The sequence below is a fragment of the Bacillus sp. CH_48 genome, assembly GCF_038008465.1.
Classification (GTDB): Bacteria; Bacillota; Bacilli; order Bacillales; family Bacillaceae_G; genus Bacillus_A; species Bacillus_A thuringiensis_S.
Map to the genome: position 1 here is coordinate 499,726 of NZ_JBBOZF010000001.1, position 17,741 is coordinate 517,466.

The following is a 17,741-nucleotide window of genomic DNA, read 5'->3' on the forward strand; positions in this document are numbered from 1 at the left end:
AAAAATCCCCCTTTATAGAAAGTATTTAGGTTTGTTTAGCTAATAACTCAGAAACTATATTAAAAATCTAATTATCTTTCATTTGCTTTTCTAATACAACTATCACATCATTATCATTATAACCTCGAAGAATTTATTAGCCAAACTAATTTTATCCTCTTACATTACTTTTATTTAATGCCTGTTTTCCGTTAAATTTGATTTCTATATTTCCAATCATTACATCAGCAATTGCAGAATCAACCCCACTCCACATATGAGTATAATGTTTTAAATTGATTTCAGGACTTGAATGCCCAATACATTGAGACAAAGTAAGTTCCGACACATTAAATTCATTAATAAGATACGAAGCATGTAAATGACGCAACGCTTTTGCTTATAATTTTTTCATATCCTAATATTTAACCCGTAATCACTTTTTAAGATTTCTTTATTACCATCAATTGTATCTAATTCATTCAATACATAAACCAAGTAATATCCTCCACTAGTTGATTTGCATAAAAAGATAAAAACTCAATATTATCTCCTGTTAAAGGCCGTAGCAAATTTGAAATTAGGACTGAGTGAAGCTATTGCTGTGAATGGGAATGTAGATTCCTTTGAAGTTACAAATAACAAAGTACATGATAACAACATTGGAATTGTTCTGATTGGACATGAAAGAGTATCTCCATTAGCTACTTTAGATCATCACAATGCATCTATCAATAATCACTATAGATATCAATGAAATTGAAAAAGATGACTCCTGTTGAATACAGAAATCATCTTCTTAATATTGCCTAATTTTTTTAACGTCCTTTACATGGGGTACAAATTAAAATTCGTATCCTTTTATATTTCAGAGACTGATAAGACTATTTTAAAATTTTTTAAGATGCTAAATAGAAATTAAAAGTTTGTCTCTTTATGTTCTCTCCTTCTCTTTCTACATTAGCCTATAACTTACAGATAAGAGATTATGTTCCGACTGGTCTTGGATTAAATACCTAGTCTCAAAGTACCAATTTAAACTATTTATTACTCAATAAGCCTTTGATAAATCAAAATACAAAGATCTATTTCTCTAAACAATAATGCTATAGAGAATATTTATACCCTTGATATAGAACTGCCAGTGAAGACACCTTCTGTGATTTTCTGTTCAAAATATTCTCGTACCTCTGGGTCTTCAAAATAAACTCTACATCCACTAATTCCTCTCGTTAATAGTATATAGTAGATATTTAAGACATAGTTAGTAAACTCTTCTTCATTAAACTCTGACAATAATGGCGTACCACCTTTATCTTTGTAGTTTTCTTTAACTACTCTAAGTTTACCCTGCTCCCCAACTTGAATATCATTACCGATAATCACTCCTATATGATCAAGATCTGCTCCTTGAATAGCATGAATAGAACCGATTTCTGTTTTCGACTTCTCAAGTTCAACCCATCTTTCATGTTGGCTGTTCCAACGCCACTTGTTACCCTCTTCTATCCAATCATAAGGTAGATTTTCTCTATTAATCCCTTTGTTTTTTTTCAAATTCGGATTAGATGCCCATTCTTTCGTATATCCAGCAATAACTCGATTCGTTGTATCACCCCAAGAACAATCCATGTCCTCCACATAATTAAATAACTCTTTAATTGAATTCACCACTCTAAAATAAGAATCCTCATTTTTATAGGTAAATATTTCCGGATTAAAATTGTTATCATCCGAGAGATTGAGTGCATATAAAACACCTTTAACGAAATCATCACCGCTAAATTCACCATTACTTGCTATCCTGAATTGTTGATTTAAAGGTAACGTTGTAAAGGATGAGGTTTGTTCAAGATAGGTCCCTCTTAAAATATCTTGAGGTCGCACCGATTGAAACGGGTCGTAAAATAAAACTACTTTCTCTGAAACCTCCTGTAGCATTTGCAACTCATTAATTATCGGGTTTTCTATATCAAAATGTTTTTTAGCCTCAGGGTGCCCCTTTGGATAATACCTTTGTAATCGGTGTGACTCATCTACCAATATAATATGATATTTTTCATTGTTTTTCCTAGCATCAAGAATGAGCTTACCTGCTCTTTCGAACCTTAGTTTATCCTGTAATTTTAGTTGTTTTAATATTTTATTAAACTTATTTGTTAAGTTACCCGTCGTTACTAACCCAATTTTCATATTTGGATTTTCAGTAGCGAGTCTATACATTAATGACATTAAAAGTACAGTTTTTCCTGTACCTGCCCCACCAGTAATCAAATGATTTATATTAGGGTTACTTACTATTTCATTTTCATACTGTGATTGCATTTTACTTAATTGTTTAAATGGTGAGTATTTAAATAAAATCTTATTTTTAATTTGTTGTAAATTTTTTGTTTTCACCAAATTCCGTTTAAATAATTCTTCTTCCCATAAAGTTATGAAATCCCCTGGATTAAAAAAATCTTTTGGTTGTCTTTGTCCACTATTACCATTTTGAATAGTGAATTTTGTAATATCTGACTCAGCGAACATATAATTAATCAACATATATTCTAGGTCCTTCACATGAGAAGCTGAGAATTCAGAAGCATTATAAACAATGAGGCAATTATCAAATTCTCCTTCTTTAAATTTCTTCTCATCCATATGCTGATTATGTCTAATTAAAAAATGCTTCGTTTCTCCAATATAAATTCTTTTATTCGTTAAGTTATAATAAATGTAGGTAACAAAAGAACTTTCCAGGATATTGTACTTGGTATCTGTTACAGACTGTAAATCATCTCGATTGGAAATTTTTTCATTAACTTTTAATTCTAAATCTATTAAACGATACGTCATAAATAACCTCCTAGCCCCAATTCCGATCATGCACTACTTCATACTTACTATACTTTTATTCTATCTTCATTATCGATGTACCCAAAAGAAAAAATATGTATCTTCAAGCAATGAAAGGGATGTGGCATTTTATATTAAAATTTTGATTTTACAAACTAGATACTTATAATCAGATGGCGCCGTTAAGATAATACTAGCTAGAAATGCTAGCACCTTTACTTTCATGCTTAATAAAATTCGATCATAAGAGATACTTTTGATTAAAAAGCAAACTTATAATACACGTACCTTTTTGTATCCCCCTTATAACACATGCACATATAATTGATATTTATCAATTACATATATCGATATACGCATGACCAAATATTATAGCTTCATGTATAAACTGGCTTTATTATCTCGGTAAGAGAAATAATCTCTGAAATTATTCTACCTATAATAGCACAATTATAAAAATACTAATGTCCATAAGCCACATTTTACTTTTTTAATTTATAGCTATTCCACCTTATTTTTATTTACTAAGATCTGTATATCTATGGATCTACTTTAAAGAAGCTATACCGAATATAATCGTCAAAATAATACCAACTATACCCATTGGCATTGACCATTTATTAGAACGTTCTATTTTATCTATTTCTTCTTTTCTTACTTGAATTAATCTTGATAATTCTTTTATTTTACGCTTAATTTCTTCATTTTCTTTATTTTCTGCAAAGCTTAATATATCGTTGATCATACCTTTTTCTGCTTCAGGTAGTTCAGAAAACGGAGATAATTGTTCATTATGCCTAATAAAATCGTCAATTTTTTCCTTCCACTCGTGTATTTGTTCAATCTTCAGACTCTCATATTTTTTTGAATGAAGTTCTACTAAAAACCTTCTCAATAATGTACTTAAATCATACATATATTTTTTATTTTCTAACTTATTAATATTTATCCCCCTATAAATGTTATTTACATCTTCAATTGTATGTATTGTATTTAATGTAAACCCTTTGATTAAAGAATTATAAAAACATTTTATTTTCTTTCGCCTTTGATATGTGTTTAAAGCCCATCCAATTACTACTCCAAAAACTATAATTACATAAGCAGAAAACCCAAAAATTACAAAAAATTGATATATTGTAATGCCATTACTATCCATAAGACCCTACCTCTTTCTTAAATTTTAATATACAAATAACATTATACTACAAGTTTAAAAAGAAAAATTCTCTGTTTCATATATTAATCTGCAATCCCTATATAAAATGCATAAAATACCTTGTAAAAAGAATTGCTTTCTCTAGTTTTTGATAGACCCAATATATCATTCAAACTCGTTCATATGTAGATATTACTTCTTCTTTTTTCCGTAACTGTACATCCTACCTAAATTGCTTTCCTATCTTATCCCTAACTTTTTAATATCTTTCTTTCGATTCATACAACAATAAATTTTTTTGGTTATACTTTCAAAATTTCCCCACGTTTTCTTAATCGAGAATATTTTTTATAATTTATTTCAATATCCTAAATAAATAACTTATCTAGATCTATTATTGAGAACAATTCTGCTAAAATTAGCCCTACTACTTTCATACTTATAGTTAAATTAACATATAAAAAAGAGGCTTGTTCATTTAAAAGCCTCTTTTTTATATAATAACTATCTTTTATCATAAATATGGAAATATACATAGGGAACCCCCATATTTGTAGTATGATCATAAGTATATAAATGATCCTTATTATTAACACACTGCCCTAGCTTTCTATCAAGCTTTTTATCATAGTAGATGTTAACTTTTCCTTCACAGATTGGACAGTAACCGGATTTACTCACTTTATATACCTTACTATCTTCTTTACATAGAATGGGTTTTTCATTTCTATAAACTATACCTTTTTTATTTAAGTCTTCATATTTACTGTTTTGATCCAGTGCATATAGAATTAGACCAATTGTTATCATAAATAAAAACACCTTATAGTCACTATTACTAAACAAATAACCCACAATTGTAACGACAGCAGAAACTATAGATAGAACCCCTGAAATTTCAAACCTTTTTCTATAACCCTTTACTCCTCCAAGGACTTCCCTACCCAATCTATCTTCATACTCAACAACTATTTCTTCCTGATTAGATAGATTTCGATTGTCAATATAAATATCTTGCTTACTATTAATACCCAATCCGATATTTACATTACCCGTTCCAGCGTTAATCACATTATTCGCCTTTTCTCTTGAATTAGATTTAAATCCGCAGAAAGGACAATATAAATATTCATCACTAAAATCTTTATAGCACTTAACGCATTCTATAAAAAACACCCCCAAAGTGAGAAAAAATAATTGAGAAAGACAAGTATAGTTTATGAGATTTTGATTTCCCTAAAAAATTCATTTATTCCACACATATTCTTGTATAGCAGGAAATCTTATAAACTAATATCTATTAAATCTCCATAATATATATTTCTTATTAATGTTTCTTTTTCCTTTTATATAACCTCCAATAATCTCTAAAAATATATAATTTTGGACATAAATTTACTTATAGTGCCCTTATTTATTTTAATTTTCTTTATTTTTAGATAAAATATATCCAAATTCTGTTATTATTAATACATATACTGCAATAGGATGAGGAGGATACTATGGATACTTTAGTCACAGAATATGAAGTAGTCGCTAATATGTTAAATGATTGGTATATTGAAATTCGTGCGAGACGCATTGATAATGCTCACCAGCTAAAAGAAGAAATCGATAATAGAATGAAAGATGTCTCAGATCAGAGCTTACACTTATATTATTCACTATTAGATTTTCGTTATAAATACATAGTAGACAATTTAAATATTTCAAAGGAATGCTTTGATAAAGTAGAATCTTTTCAAATTCCAAATGATAATATATTAACCTACTACTATCACTTCTTTAAAGCAATTCATGCAAGTACCGTGGGCAGCTATTCAATAGCAAGAGATCATTATGATAAGGCAGAAGAACTTCTAAATGAGGTATCTGATGAAATTGAGCAAGCTGAATTTTACTATAAAATTGGCGCTTTCCATTACGATATTTACGAATCACTCCAATCAATTAAGTATGTTAATACAGCTAAAGAAATATTCTCTAAACATGAAGGCTATGAACGAAATATAGGATTCTGTGAAAACCTTTTTGGCATGGCATGTACCAATTTAAGAGAATGGGCATTAGCCGAAGAACACCTTGTAAAAGCAATGGATCTATTCCAAAAAATTGGAGAAGAAAAATTCACTGTAATGGTTCGTCATAATTTAGGTTTATTATATGCAGGGCAAAATATGTCTGAATTAGCTATTCGCTACCTTTCTGAAGTATCCGAGAAGAAACCTAACCACTATAAAGCCATTTTCATTGAAGGCAGAGAACACTCTAAACTAGGAAACCAAGAAACTGCTAATACTTTATTTGAAAGAGGATTACAACTCTGTACAGAACTAAACAATGAAGAATATCAGCATCGGTTTAAAATTTTAAGAGACATTAATAATAATGTCCCTGCTGAAAAATTAGAAGCTACCGTTCTTGCAGGAATTGAATACTTTGAACGAGAAGATTTATATGAGTATATCTATGAATGCTGTAATGCTTTAGCAGAAAAGATTTTTGAACAAGGCCAGCATGCCAAAGCAGGTACATACTTCTATAAAGCAATGCAAGCTAAGAAAAAAGCCGATGCGAAAGGAGCTTTAAAATGAAAAAGCTAATTAAAGTGATGAGTATTGCTACTGCTTTAATATTTACATTGGGAATTACATCTCAAACAGATAGTCACTTAGTAAAAGTCGTTCAAAGTATGATGGCAGACGGAGACCACGGTGGTTGATGTCCTTTGACCCGGAATTCAGTCCCGGGTCTTTTTTTATTGAAACAAGATATAAATCGCCAGTTTTAACTATATAGTTGAGAAGGAATGCCTAAAAAAGAAGGAGGATCATGATGAAATATCAAACAATATTTCCCTCATTAAAAAAATCGCTTTTTATCTTTATCCTTTCTTTCAGTATGTTAATTTTCACACTCCCTGCCTCTACCTTTGCACAATCCAATAGCAATGCAAATCCTGTTACAAATTACTATGTATCTCCAACAGGAAACGATCTCAATCCCGGTACATTAGATCAACCTTTTGCTACCATTCAAAAGGCTGCTAACGTCGCTAAAGAAGGAAGTACAATCTACATAAGAGGCGGAGTTTATAACCAAAAAGTCCGTGTCAATCATTCTGGTGCCTCAGGAGCACCCATTACTTTTCAAAATTACCAGGATGAAAAAGTCATTCTTGATGGTTCTAAAGTCAAGTTAGAAGATGATGGGTTATTTACAATAGAAGACAAAAACTATATTCAAGTAAAAGGATTAGAATTTCGTAACTTAAAGTCAACGAAAGTTAACGAAACCCCTATTGGTATTTATATCACTGGAACAGGAAGTTACATTGATATTAAAAATAATTATATTCACCACATTGAAGCAAATGTTAAGGATGGAAATGCACACGGTATTGCTGTCTACGGTACTTCATCTAGTGCACAAAATAATTTAAATCATATTGTCATCGATAATAACGAAGTAGCAAATTTGAAATTAGGACTGAGTGAGGCTATTGCTGTGAACGGGAATGTAGATTCTTTTGAAGTTACCAATAACAAAGTACATGATAACAACAATATTGGAATTGTTCTGATTGGACATGAAGGAGTATCTCCAGTAGCTGCTTTAGATCAAGCACGGAATGGAATTGTTCGTAATAACATTGTCCATCATAATTCATCCATCAATAATACTAGTTATAATGAATATTCAGCTGATGGTATTTACGTGGATGGTGGGAAGGACATTATCATTGAGCAGAATCAGAGCTATGAAAACGACCTTGGTATTGAAGTAGCCAGCGAACATGCAGGAAAAAGCGCAAGCCAAATTACCGTTAGGGACAATACAATATCCAATAATATCATGAGTGGCATTGCAATTGGTGGATATGATAGTCAGCAAGGATATGCTGAAAATAACACAATTACAAACAATGTGATTTATAAAAATGATACAAAAGATCAAGAGAGTGGCCAAATCGAATTAAATTACGATACCCGCAATAATGTGATTACCAATAACCAAATCTATGCGAGTAATAGCCGTATTTTTATTAGCAATAATTTCAATAAAAATACCGGCAACAAACTTGATTACAATCATTACTATGGGGAATTCGATCAAAGTAATGGCTTATGGCAATGGAAAAGAAAAACATATAAAGGATTTTCATCATATCAAGCAAGTATGAGTCAAGAAGGAAATGAACAACATAGTGTATTTAGCTTCCCCCTTCATCCAAACAAATTTTAAAATTAAACAAACCTACTAAAAACTTAATTTCCATTCTGGATCTTCTTACTATAAAAATTAAAAATTGCAGTTTGATTTTCTTTGAAACTGCAATTTTTCTCTACACATAATTACTCCATTCTCACTTCATATATAAATCGTTCCCCATTAACAATCTTTTTAAGATGTCCTTATACAAACTCTTCTTAATCCCAGACTTCAATAAATTCAAAACCTTTTAAATCACTCTTTAAAACTGCATTTTTGAATTGACCTGTTACTAAAACATAGTTAGAATGTATTTTTCCATATTCCTAAAAGATTGCTCTATGTACTTCAAAAATTTTGATAATCCTCATACGATATCATATTCTAGAATTTAAGTAGTGGTTTCCCCCATGTGTTTAGACAACTATTAAGGAAAAATGAATGTGAATCTCTAAATATGGAAGTGTTATTTATTTATTTATTCATTTATTCATTTATTTAGGTGATAATGAGAGAAGGACATGTTTATATTTAAAAACATTTAAAATTTATATTGGAGGGGTTTTGCTTTGTTTGAAAGAGAAATATTAAATTTTTATAGAAAGGGTATGAGTATGTGGTCATTATTATTTAAGCTCGTATGGATAAGGTCTACTCTTTTTGTAGTAATTCAGGTATGTACTTTTATAGCTTTTGTGATTTTTTCCTTTTACGGTTTAGATAATACAAATGAAATGTCAACTTGGTATATGTCCCTTTTTATAATTTGGGAGATAATCTTACTTTTTATTTTTGGTTTATGTATTGTTAGAAAAGGTAAAAAAAAGTTTTTTAGAATTTATAAAATAGAATTGTATAATGAAGAATGGAATATTTTTAGATGTATCTTGTTAAAAGAATTTTTGATTTATCAAGAAATTTTGTCTGTTAAAAAAGAGGATTTAGAAAAAAATAGAAACACATTAGATTTTTGTATAGAAAGACTAGAAAGCAGACTTGAAAGAAAGAAAAAAACAAGGTTTTTAACAATTTTTTCATCATATAGTGCTGTATTTATAGCTTTTATGGTTCCCGCTTGGACAGGCTTTAATACTTGGTTTTTTACTCAATATTATAATAAAGAAAATCATCCAATGGCATTAGGGCAAGCAACAGCTTATTTAGGTGTTATATTCGGTAGTATTATTATTGTGCTTGCGTTATATATTCTTCTTAAACATTTATTTATAGATGAGATTTTAAGGTGGGGAGATCAAAGGATTTCTTATTTGATTGAGATATTACAAAATATAAAATTTTCTTTAGACAACCCAAAGTACTTTGGTGAATTTGAAAAGAAAAAACATATTAAAGAAAGTATTAGAACTTTACTAGATGAATATACGGTAAATAAAGAAAAAAAAGAATTTACTTGGTGGAAGACTAATATTCGGAATTTTAAATTCTGATGCCTAAAAAAGAAGAATCGAAATTATCATATACATAGAATAAGCTAATATCATATAGATTAGCATACAAACATTTTTTGCTATGATACTCTCATTTTGTATAGCTGTTTATAAAAATGACGGTAAATTATTTTCCGTCATTTTTTTATAGGATAAGTATTTTTTATATGGTATGCTATATATATCAGCAATAATAAGACGATTTAACTCTCTTTTACTGTGTGTGGGAAGGGGGTGTGTTTTAAATGGAGAATGTCGTAATAAGTGCTATTGTTTTGGTGTTATTTAATAGTATTGAATGTGTTGGAAAATTATACATAGACTATTATTTTAAAAGGAAAGCATTTATGGAACAACAGAAAAAAACCGTCTCTGTAGCTGGAACTATAGAAAACGGTCTAAAAAAATAAGTATGCTGGTAAATCGTTTTATTATTGTTTCTTTAAAGAATAAGTGCTGGAACACTTATTCTTTTTTATTTTGTAAATACAAATTACATCTTTGTGTATACATTATAACACAAAGATTCGATTAAGTGATCATTATTTGATCATCACTTGATCATCACTTGATCACCACTTGATCATCACTTGATCACCACTTGATCATCACTTGATCACCACTTGATCATTACTTATCTTAATTTGCATATAAAAATTTTATCTTAGCTCACTTCATCTCCCCTTCTTAACCTCTTCATCTTAATCGGGAAATTGAGAAAGAAAATGCTCAAATAAATGGATTAACTCTTTTCTTATTCCAAACTATTTATTTTATTTTGTATAATAAAGATATTCATATATAAAACCATATTACAAGGAGGCCTTTATCTTGAACTATGGCTGGACTGGAACTATTGAACAATTTAAGCAATTAGATGTACAGTTTTTTATTAAACAATTGCTAGATCATATCTATAAAACCAATGCTAATGATTCAAAAATAACTTCTCAAAAGAAAGCATGGATTGATAGTTTCAATAAACTACAAAGTTTATTTAATCGATTTTCTAATTTAGATGCATCACTTATTTTTGAATATGAGATTTTACGCGGAGGTGGTCGTCGTCCAGATGTACTTTTACTGATCAAGGGTTATCTAATAGTCCTCGAATGTAAAAGTTATAATAACGTTTCGCCTTCTGAATATATCCAAACATCCCTTTATATGCGTGATCTTGAACATTATCACTCAGCTATTCAACAATCTAACATGCAAGTCATCGGTGTTTTACTACTTACAAACTATGAAGGTGAACGCTGGGTTTTCCAAAAAGAATATCAAGTAACCCTTTCCACCATTGATGGATTGGAAAGCATACTTAATCGAATATTAAATAAAACAGAAGCACCAACTTTAACGCTAGAGGAAGTAATCAATGGTGTCTATGAACCCTCACCTTCTATGCTAGAAGCTGCTCGATCCATTTTAAATAATGAACCGCTCCCTGACATTAAAGCTGTATCAAGCAGTAATTTTCCAGAAGTACAACAAACTGTACGCTCAATCATTGAAGAAGCTCAACATACAAATACCCATCATCTCATTTTAGTATCTGGCGAGCCAGGAGCAGGTAAAACATATTTAGGTCTGACTATTGCACACGAGATGAAAAATGCAGTTTATTTATCTGGTAACGGCCCATTAGTAGACGTATTACAAGATACGTTAAAAAATAGAACCTTCGTACAAGGTTTATATGGATATAAAATGGATTTTCTCGAAAAGAGAATGATTCCAAAAGAACAAATCATCATTTTTGATGAAGCCCAACGAGCATGGGATGCAAAAAAAGTCGACCAATCACTAACTCGAAAAAATCGAGAAGCTCAAAACTTAAGCGAACCGGATATTATAATGAATATCACAACAAACAATAAACCGTGGAGTGTAACAATTGGCTTAATTGGTGAAGGACAAGAGATCTATTCTGGTGAAGAAGGCGGTCTCGCTCTATGGAATACTGCGATCGCTGGAAAAAACGTGACTGTTCACTCTAAACATCCTAATTCTCTATTTACAAATGCAGCACATTATAGAACTCATTCTCAGCTACATTTAAACTCATCTTTCCGTGCTCATGCAGCTTTAAAATACTATGAAATTATTAATACTTTATTAGATGCTAATTTTGAACAAACAAAACAACTGATTCATCATCTACCGAAAGAACATTATCAACTTTTTATTACACGCGATCTAAACAAAGCCAAACATACTTTACATCAGCTTTATCAGGATGATACAAAAACAGTTGGCGTTGTCTGTGCTGGTGGCGCTGATCGTCAAAAAGAAGTCCCTGTTCTACCAAGAGATGAACGATATGAACGCCCTAGTAAGATCGCCCAATACTTTAACTATCCCGAATCTCAATACTATTGTAGAGCGCTCAACTACAGCTCAACTGAATTCCAAACACAGGGACTTGAACTAGATATGACGCTCGTTCATTGGGATGATGATCTATATCTACAGAATGGAACTTGGAAGGGGCAGCACTATCAATGGGGTGTCGAAGATCCGTTCCAAATTAAACTCAATGCATATAGAGTTATTTTGACCAGAGGTCGAGATGGAACAATTATTTACATACCACCAAAAACCATACTAGATGAAACTTGGAACTTATTAAAAAATCATTTACATATTCCTGAATTGACGTTTTAAGGCTTATAATAAGAGACGATATTCTAGACTCCTTTAGAATATCGTCTCTTATTTTTTTATTTTACAACAACCAGGGAATTGTTCTTACATACCTTAAAACATTGCAAGAAGGAGTTTCTTTAAACAACTAGTATTATAAGAAATTGTCACTAAAGAAGTTGCTGTTTCTTTTATTCCTCTAAAAACTGAATCGCTTTGCGGTATTTTTCTAATCGTTTTAGGTCTTTATCTGTTATCCTAGCAAGTCTTGAACGATCAGAATTATGTTTTAAGTCTGCAAGTTTAACTGTACGGGCAAGAGAATTTTCTTTCACTCTGCTCAGATATTCAAAATAAGGTGTGTATTTCTCTTTTGTCAGTACCTGCACTGCCTCAACTACGTTATGAGGTATACCAGCACTTAACAGATCATTAGCAGTTATCTCAGTATCTTCCAGAACATCATGCAAATAAGCAGTAGCCTTCTCTTCGTTCGTATTTACAAAGCTAGCAACTGCCTCAGGGTGTTTGATATAATCCATACCTGCTTTATCTACTTGCCCAGCATGGGCTTTTTGGGCTATCTCATAAGCTATCTTTATATAATCAGGTAACATCGCAAAAACTCCCTTTCTTTAAACAAAATCTCCCCCTCTAGTAAGCTGTTCTAAAAGTGAAGGAGGAAAATATTGATATAATCCCTCAGCAAATCATTGGAGTTCATCTTAAAACAAAAAATTTATAAAAATTGCCATCCTCTCTGTATATTTCTACAAAAAGAATAGCGTTTTTTGGTTATACGGATACAATTTTATTTTAATTTGAATTACGCCCTTTTCTCTTACGGGTATTTACTATATTAATGAAGAAAATTAGTCCGAAGATAAGGAATAAAAATGGGTGTACCCATGTTCTAAAATTAACAAGACTTATAATAAGCATTATAATGCAAAGGATACAACCTATAATATCAATGCTAAAAGATAACTTCCCCTTTATTTTTTTCATTTATAACTATTCCCTTCCAGATGCCACCTTTAATTTATAATTCTCAATATAATAATAACATACGTTTCGAATTTTAAATTCTTTACATTTAATCACTTTTTTTGTTCTGGTACAATAAATACTGTTATTGTGTGCACCCAGGTAGCAAGATAGCAATTACCGATGAAATTAAAAGTAAATCTGAACAGGTTGAAGAATCCATTACAAAAAAGCTAACGAAGCAAAAATAAACAACATATAGATTTGAATTATATTTCTCAACAACCAAAATTACTTAATGTGGTAAAATAATATTCGGGTTGGCACCCAATACCATATTACGATGGTTCCAGTCGCAGCAAGGCACCTTTGGGTGTCTTTTCTTTTGCTTAAAACACATTCTGGCAAAATACCTGTATCTTTGTTAATTTACGACTCACATAAACCAACAAACTTCGTATATATAGTTTGTTACCCTAAATGGGTTGACAATACGAACAGTTATAGGAGGATTTTGTGAATGGTAAAAACAGCATGTGTAAGTATGATTACTGGCATTCTTTTAATATGTTCAACAGGATGTGCCACTCAAACTGATTCTATTACAACTAAAACTCAATCAGTAGATGATGGCACATATACAACAAAAGAGATCACAGACGCATTTCCTGTAGGAACATCCATAACTACTTACATCCGAAAAGAAGAAAAACTGAACGTAAAACATCTCACCAGTATTACACTTACAGATGGTGGCGTCGGTAGAGTTTTGGAAGCAACAGATGGTTTTGTTGTCGTATGTGGGAATGAAAAAGGAATTTTTGATGTATTAATATTTAAAACCATGGAAGATGTAAAGAAATATGAACAGAGTTTAAAGCGATAATTAATATCCTTCTTATGCCTTTTACACAGACATTGTCCTCTGTCTCTTGCTATAACTCTATGTACAGTATAATTGCATCATGAATACACACACGTTATAATAGTCACCTAATTACATATAATGAGGTGCAGAAAATGAATAAAACAGAATTAACAAAAGTAGTAGCAGAAAAAGCTGAACTTACACAAAAAGATGCTGCAGCAGCAACACAAGCGTTATTAGATACAATAACAAATGCGTTAGCAGATGGAGAGAAAGTACAAATTCTTGGTTTTGGTACATTTGAAGTACGTGAAAGATCTGCACGTACAGGACGTAACCCACAAACAGGTGAAGAAATGCAAATCGCTGCTTCAAAAGCACCTGCTTTTAAAGCAGGAAAAGAATTAAAAGAGGCAGTGAAATAATTACACATAGTCAAAAGGCTTTCCACGCCCCAGCTTTGCCCCCTCCCCTTCGCATATCCTATTTTGGCTAGCTAATCTGGTTTGTTAAGGGGTGGAAAAGAGAAGAAGGGCAAAAAAAAGAATCCTTTAAAGTGCAGTGACCCCTGTCAAGTAGATAGTATTGAAAAAGCGCAACTAAGCAACCTGAGTTCTATATTTATATGGACTCAGGTTATTTAATTTCTTTTGAAATCTTTGATGATTATAAAAATGTATGTATTTGCGCACGGCAAATTTAACCTCATGCGCTTTGCGGAAGGAATATAAATGAAAGCATTCTGCTTTAAAGTGACTGAAGAAGTTTTCCATACAAGCATTATCCCAACAGTTGCCTCTTCGAGACATGCTTACCTTCATCTGATATTTTGTAAGTAATTGATTATAGTGACGAGATGTATACTGAGATCCTTGATCACTATGTAAGAGAATTCCCTTTACATTTCGTTTTTTCTTTGCCTTTTTAAGTGTATCTAACACAAGCTTTAAGTCGTTTCTACGGCTGGTTTCATAGGCAACAATTTCATTGTTGTACAAATCCTTAATAACTGATAAGTACAAGCGTTGTCCATTAAAAATCAAATAGGTTATATCCGTTACCCATTTCTCATTTGGTTTTGAGGCTTGAAAGTCCCTATTTAGATGGTTATCTGAAATTACATATGCCTCTTTTTTTCCGTAATAAGGTCTCTTTTTTCTAATTATGGCTTTGATGCCTAATTCATTCATCAATCTTTGTATACGCTTATGATTCAAATGAAGGTTATATGTGACTTTCAGCCACACTTGCACTCTTCTATATCCATAAATCCCTTTTAGTTTTTTATGACACTCCAATATCTTTTTCTTGATTTTAGTGTCCGCTAGTTGTTTTTCAGAAGGCACTAAGTGCCGTTTTATTCACTTGTAATACCCACTTCTAGTTATACCAGCAATGGTACATAATAGGGTAACCGTATACCCCTTTTCTAACATCTCAAATATTACTTCAAACTTTCTCGTTTTGGATATAGCTTGCATGCCTCCTTTTACATCCCTAAGAGCTTTTTTAACATTTCATTTTCCGCTTCTAATCGTTTAATCTTGACTTCTGGATCTTCTGGTCTAACTCTTGGTCTGCCTAAACCTGGTCCTTTCGCTTTACCGCGTTTTTCTTCTAATCCTTTAATATCTTCAGCTTCAAAGTGTTTTACCCAACGACTTACAACTGAGTGATGAATACCTAATTCTTCCGCAACAGTTTTATAGCTCATGGCTTCTTTTAAATATAAATCTATAGCTTTTTTCTTAAATTCTACATCGTAAGTAACTCTAATTTTTCCCATAGAAAAATCCCCTCCATAGTAAATAGGTTAATGTGCTTTCTTTTTCCTGTCTACTATAAGGGGATCATATTAGAATGAAGGTGTTTTTTTCTTATAAGTCAGCGTGTGTTTGTAATAAATAATCTGGTCTTGCTGGTGCACCTCCACCGTCTCCTATATTTACAGCTTGATTTTTAAAAGAGTCGTTTAACCCTAACGATAGGATACTAATTAAAGATATTCCAAGTATAGTTAGATAGATTTTTTTCATTATTTTAACGCTCCTTTTTCTAATTCATTTTTTTGAGCTGTATTGCTCATGTAAAAATATTGACTTGCTTTGTTATGGTTATTTTCTTCATAAAACTTTAGAGCTAAGATATCAGCATATTCTTTTACGCATTCCCATAGTTTTTCTTGTTTGAAATAAGTAATACCTTCTGAAATAAATATTTCTAAAGTTAATGTAGGGACATTGTTGTTGAGAGCTTTTAAAATTTTAAAACGATGTTGGAATTCTTGATTGTTAAAATCGTTACTAAGTTTTAATCCTTTTTGAATTAGTTGATCGCTGTAATTATGGTCATTTATCTTATAGTATTCATATGCTTCTACGAAAAATGCTTTGAAATGGTTAGGATTGTTCTTTGTTACTTCAGATACATGACGAATCGCGAGTTTAGATAAATTTTGTTTTGAATATAACCAAGCTAAATTATGTCTTACCATAAGGATAGAATTTTTATGATTATTTTTTTGGAATGTGTCTAGTGCCTTATTAAATGACTCCTCAGCCAATTCGAAATGTTTTAAATCAATACAACACAGACCTATAAAATTGTCACATAGTGCTACATTTATTTCATAACCTTCATGTTTTAAAAATTCTTCTTTAGCTAATTTTATATAATCAAGAGCTATTACTTGTTTATAGATTTGATAATAAAAATATCCCATTCGATAATTAAATTCAGCATGTTCTATTGGATCAGGAATGTGTATTAATAGTTCTTTAGCTTTTTCATAGTGTTCACTTGCTTCAGTGTAATTGGATGTTAAAGTAGAATGGAATGCTTTAAAAAAGTGATAATAATAAGCTAGGAAGTCATCTGCTGGAGTTGTGAAATTATCCATTTCATCAAAACTGCTTTCGTTAATACTTATCCAATCTGTTAATGCTTTGTATCTAAAATCTAATAAAGAATAATATAAGAGTACGTTTTGATTTTCTTTGACATTGTTAATTTCATTGTCTACATACTCTTTTAATTGTTTTGCTTTAACTAATTGTTGTTTTAGCATGGATTGATACCAGTCGTTTAATAATTTTGTTATTTGTTCATTTTCTAGTTGAACATTCATAGAATCTTCCCCTTTTCCAAAATTATCTATATCTAATGTAAAACCATGGTATCATGGTATTACATTAGATTAACCTTTAAATAAGTTGATATATATAATTTAAAATATTCTGTTTATTTTACCTTTAATTTTATTGCGGCCTTTATGTGGTAATAAAATTTAAGGAGGAACAGGTACGAATACAAATACCTTTCACGGGCTATGTTATTTCAGCAGACGATAATTACTTAATTGTTGCTGATACTTTTACGAAAGAAGACGCACTTTATTATCAGAATAATTGATGGGAGCTAGTTTCCCAAAATAAAATTTTAAGAGTACCTGTATCCAATGGTGAAAACTACAAATTAGGTGAAAAATTAAATGTATACGCTGCTGCTTGGACTTACTCTTTACCACCAATCGCTATAATGCCAACAATTGAAAAAGTAGTTTATTAAATACTGCTTATCTAATAAAAGAAACATTGCCCTA

16 protein-coding genes and 3 pseudogenes are annotated in these 17,741 nt (G+C 31.0%); 10 read left to right on the forward strand and 9 right to left on the reverse strand.

Annotated elements, in window-relative coordinates; all coding sequences use genetic code 11:
* Positions 1-151: 151 nt before the first annotated feature.
* Positions 152-379: pseudogene (locus tag N2V92_RS02180) on the reverse strand (tyrosine-type recombinase/integrase); the annotation flags it as partial.
* A gap of 165 nt (positions 380-544) precedes the next feature.
* Here N2V92_RS02180 and N2V92_RS02185 point away from each other — a divergent pair.
* A pseudogene (locus tag N2V92_RS02185) lies at positions 545-718 on the forward strand (DUF5123 domain-containing protein); the annotation flags it as partial.
* A gap of 380 nt (positions 719-1,098) precedes the next feature.
* Here N2V92_RS02185 and N2V92_RS02190 read toward each other — a convergent pair.
* The 3 genes from N2V92_RS02190 to N2V92_RS02200 form a co-directional block, all read right to left on the reverse strand.
* Complete coding sequence (locus N2V92_RS02190; protein ID WP_170264871.1) at positions 1,099-2,820, reverse strand: DUF2075 domain-containing protein; 1,722 nt, start codon at positions 2,818-2,820, stop codon at positions 1,099-1,101.
* 547 nt (positions 2,821-3,367) lie between these two features.
* Entirely contained in the window at positions 3,368-3,979 is a 612-nt protein-coding gene (locus N2V92_RS02195) for a hypothetical protein (protein WP_119781367.1), read from the reverse strand.
* 504 nt (positions 3,980-4,483) lie between these two features.
* Positions 4,484-5,050, reverse strand: coding sequence for a hypothetical protein (locus tag N2V92_RS02200; protein ID WP_170264872.1), 567 nt, complete (start codon positions 5,048-5,050; stop codon positions 4,484-4,486).
* Positions 5,051-5,481: 431 nt separating this feature from the next.
* Here N2V92_RS02200 and N2V92_RS02205 point away from each other — a divergent pair, with 431 nt between their 5' ends.
* The 6 genes from N2V92_RS02205 (at position 5,482) to N2V92_RS02230 (ending at position 12,306) form a co-directional block, all read left to right on the forward strand.
* Positions 5,482-6,573 (forward strand): Rap family tetratricopeptide repeat protein, encoded by a 1,092-nt coding sequence (locus N2V92_RS02205; RefSeq protein WP_170264873.1) that lies wholly within the window; start codon positions 5,482-5,484, stop codon positions 6,571-6,573.
* Positions 6,570-6,701: a hypothetical protein gene (locus N2V92_RS02210; protein WP_255299784.1), complete on the forward strand. Its 132-nt coding sequence runs from the start codon at positions 6,570-6,572 to the stop codon at positions 6,699-6,701. The genes N2V92_RS02205 and N2V92_RS02210 overlap by 4 nt, the downstream gene beginning before the upstream one ends.
* A gap of 113 nt (positions 6,702-6,814) precedes the next feature.
* The gene (locus N2V92_RS02215; protein ID WP_170264874.1) at positions 6,815-8,224 is read left to right on the forward strand and encodes a right-handed parallel beta-helix repeat-containing protein; all 1,410 of its coding nucleotides are present in this window, start codon (positions 6,815-6,817) and stop codon (positions 8,222-8,224) included.
* A gap of 536 nt (positions 8,225-8,760) precedes the next feature.
* On the forward strand, positions 8,761-9,639 hold the full coding sequence (locus tag N2V92_RS02220) for a hypothetical protein (RefSeq protein ID WP_088361184.1): 879 nt from the start codon (positions 8,761-8,763) through the stop codon (positions 9,637-9,639).
* A 245-nt stretch (positions 9,640-9,884) separates the two neighbouring features.
* Positions 9,885-10,049 (forward strand): hypothetical protein, encoded by a 165-nt coding sequence (locus N2V92_RS02225; RefSeq protein ID WP_000432712.1) that lies wholly within the window; start codon positions 9,885-9,887, stop codon positions 10,047-10,049.
* Positions 10,050-10,470: 421 nt separating this feature from the next.
* Positions 10,471-12,306 (forward strand): DNA/RNA helicase domain-containing protein, encoded by a 1,836-nt coding sequence (locus tag N2V92_RS02230; protein WP_170264875.1) that lies wholly within the window; start codon positions 10,471-10,473, stop codon positions 12,304-12,306.
* A 170-nt stretch (positions 12,307-12,476) separates the two neighbouring features.
* Here N2V92_RS02230 and N2V92_RS02235 read toward each other — a convergent pair whose 3' ends face one another.
* Positions 12,477-12,902, reverse strand: coding sequence for an HD domain-containing protein (locus tag N2V92_RS02235; protein WP_074624944.1), 426 nt, complete (start codon positions 12,900-12,902; stop codon positions 12,477-12,479).
* 890 nt (positions 12,903-13,792) lie between these two features.
* On the opposite strand from N2V92_RS02235, the gene N2V92_RS02240 reads away from it, so the two are divergent.
* Positions 13,793-14,158 (forward strand): hypothetical protein, encoded by a 366-nt coding sequence (locus tag N2V92_RS02240; protein ID WP_074790080.1) that lies wholly within the window; start codon positions 13,793-13,795, stop codon positions 14,156-14,158.
* Positions 14,159-14,292: 134 nt separating this feature from the next.
* Positions 14,293-14,565 carry an HU family DNA-binding protein gene (locus N2V92_RS02245; protein WP_070184224.1) on the forward strand — a complete coding sequence of 91 codons (273 nt, stop codon included), beginning with the start codon at positions 14,293-14,295 and terminating at the stop codon, positions 14,563-14,565.
* Positions 14,566-14,739: 174 nt separating this feature from the next.
* Here the strand turns inward: N2V92_RS02245 and N2V92_RS02250 are convergent, their stop codons facing one another.
* The 4 genes from N2V92_RS02250 to N2V92_RS02265 all read right to left on the reverse strand — a co-directional run bounded on the left by N2V92_RS02250 (position 14,740) and on the right by N2V92_RS02265 (position 17,267).
* A complete protein-coding gene (locus N2V92_RS02250) occupies positions 14,740-15,486 on the reverse strand; it encodes an IS3 family transposase (protein ID WP_098507642.1) in 747 nt (248 codons plus the stop codon).
* A 143-nt stretch (positions 15,487-15,629) separates the two neighbouring features.
* Complete coding sequence (locus N2V92_RS02255) at positions 15,630-15,926, reverse strand: transposase (protein WP_170264876.1); 297 nt, start codon at positions 15,924-15,926, stop codon at positions 15,630-15,632.
* Positions 15,927-16,017: 91 nt separating this feature from the next.
* Positions 16,018-16,176: a Phr family secreted Rap phosphatase inhibitor gene (locus tag N2V92_RS02260; RefSeq protein WP_000725639.1), complete on the reverse strand. Its 159-nt coding sequence runs from the start codon at positions 16,174-16,176 to the stop codon at positions 16,018-16,020.
* Positions 16,176-17,267, reverse strand: coding sequence for a response regulator aspartate phosphatase (locus N2V92_RS02265; protein ID WP_074790084.1), 1,092 nt, complete (start codon positions 17,265-17,267; stop codon positions 16,176-16,178). The genes N2V92_RS02260 and N2V92_RS02265 overlap by 1 nt, the downstream gene beginning before the upstream one ends.
* A 170-nt stretch (positions 17,268-17,437) precedes the next feature.
* Here N2V92_RS02265 and N2V92_RS02270 point away from each other — a divergent pair.
* Positions 17,438-17,707: pseudogene (locus N2V92_RS02270) on the forward strand (DUF3221 domain-containing protein); the annotation flags it as partial.
* Positions 17,708-17,741 lie beyond the last annotated feature (34 nt).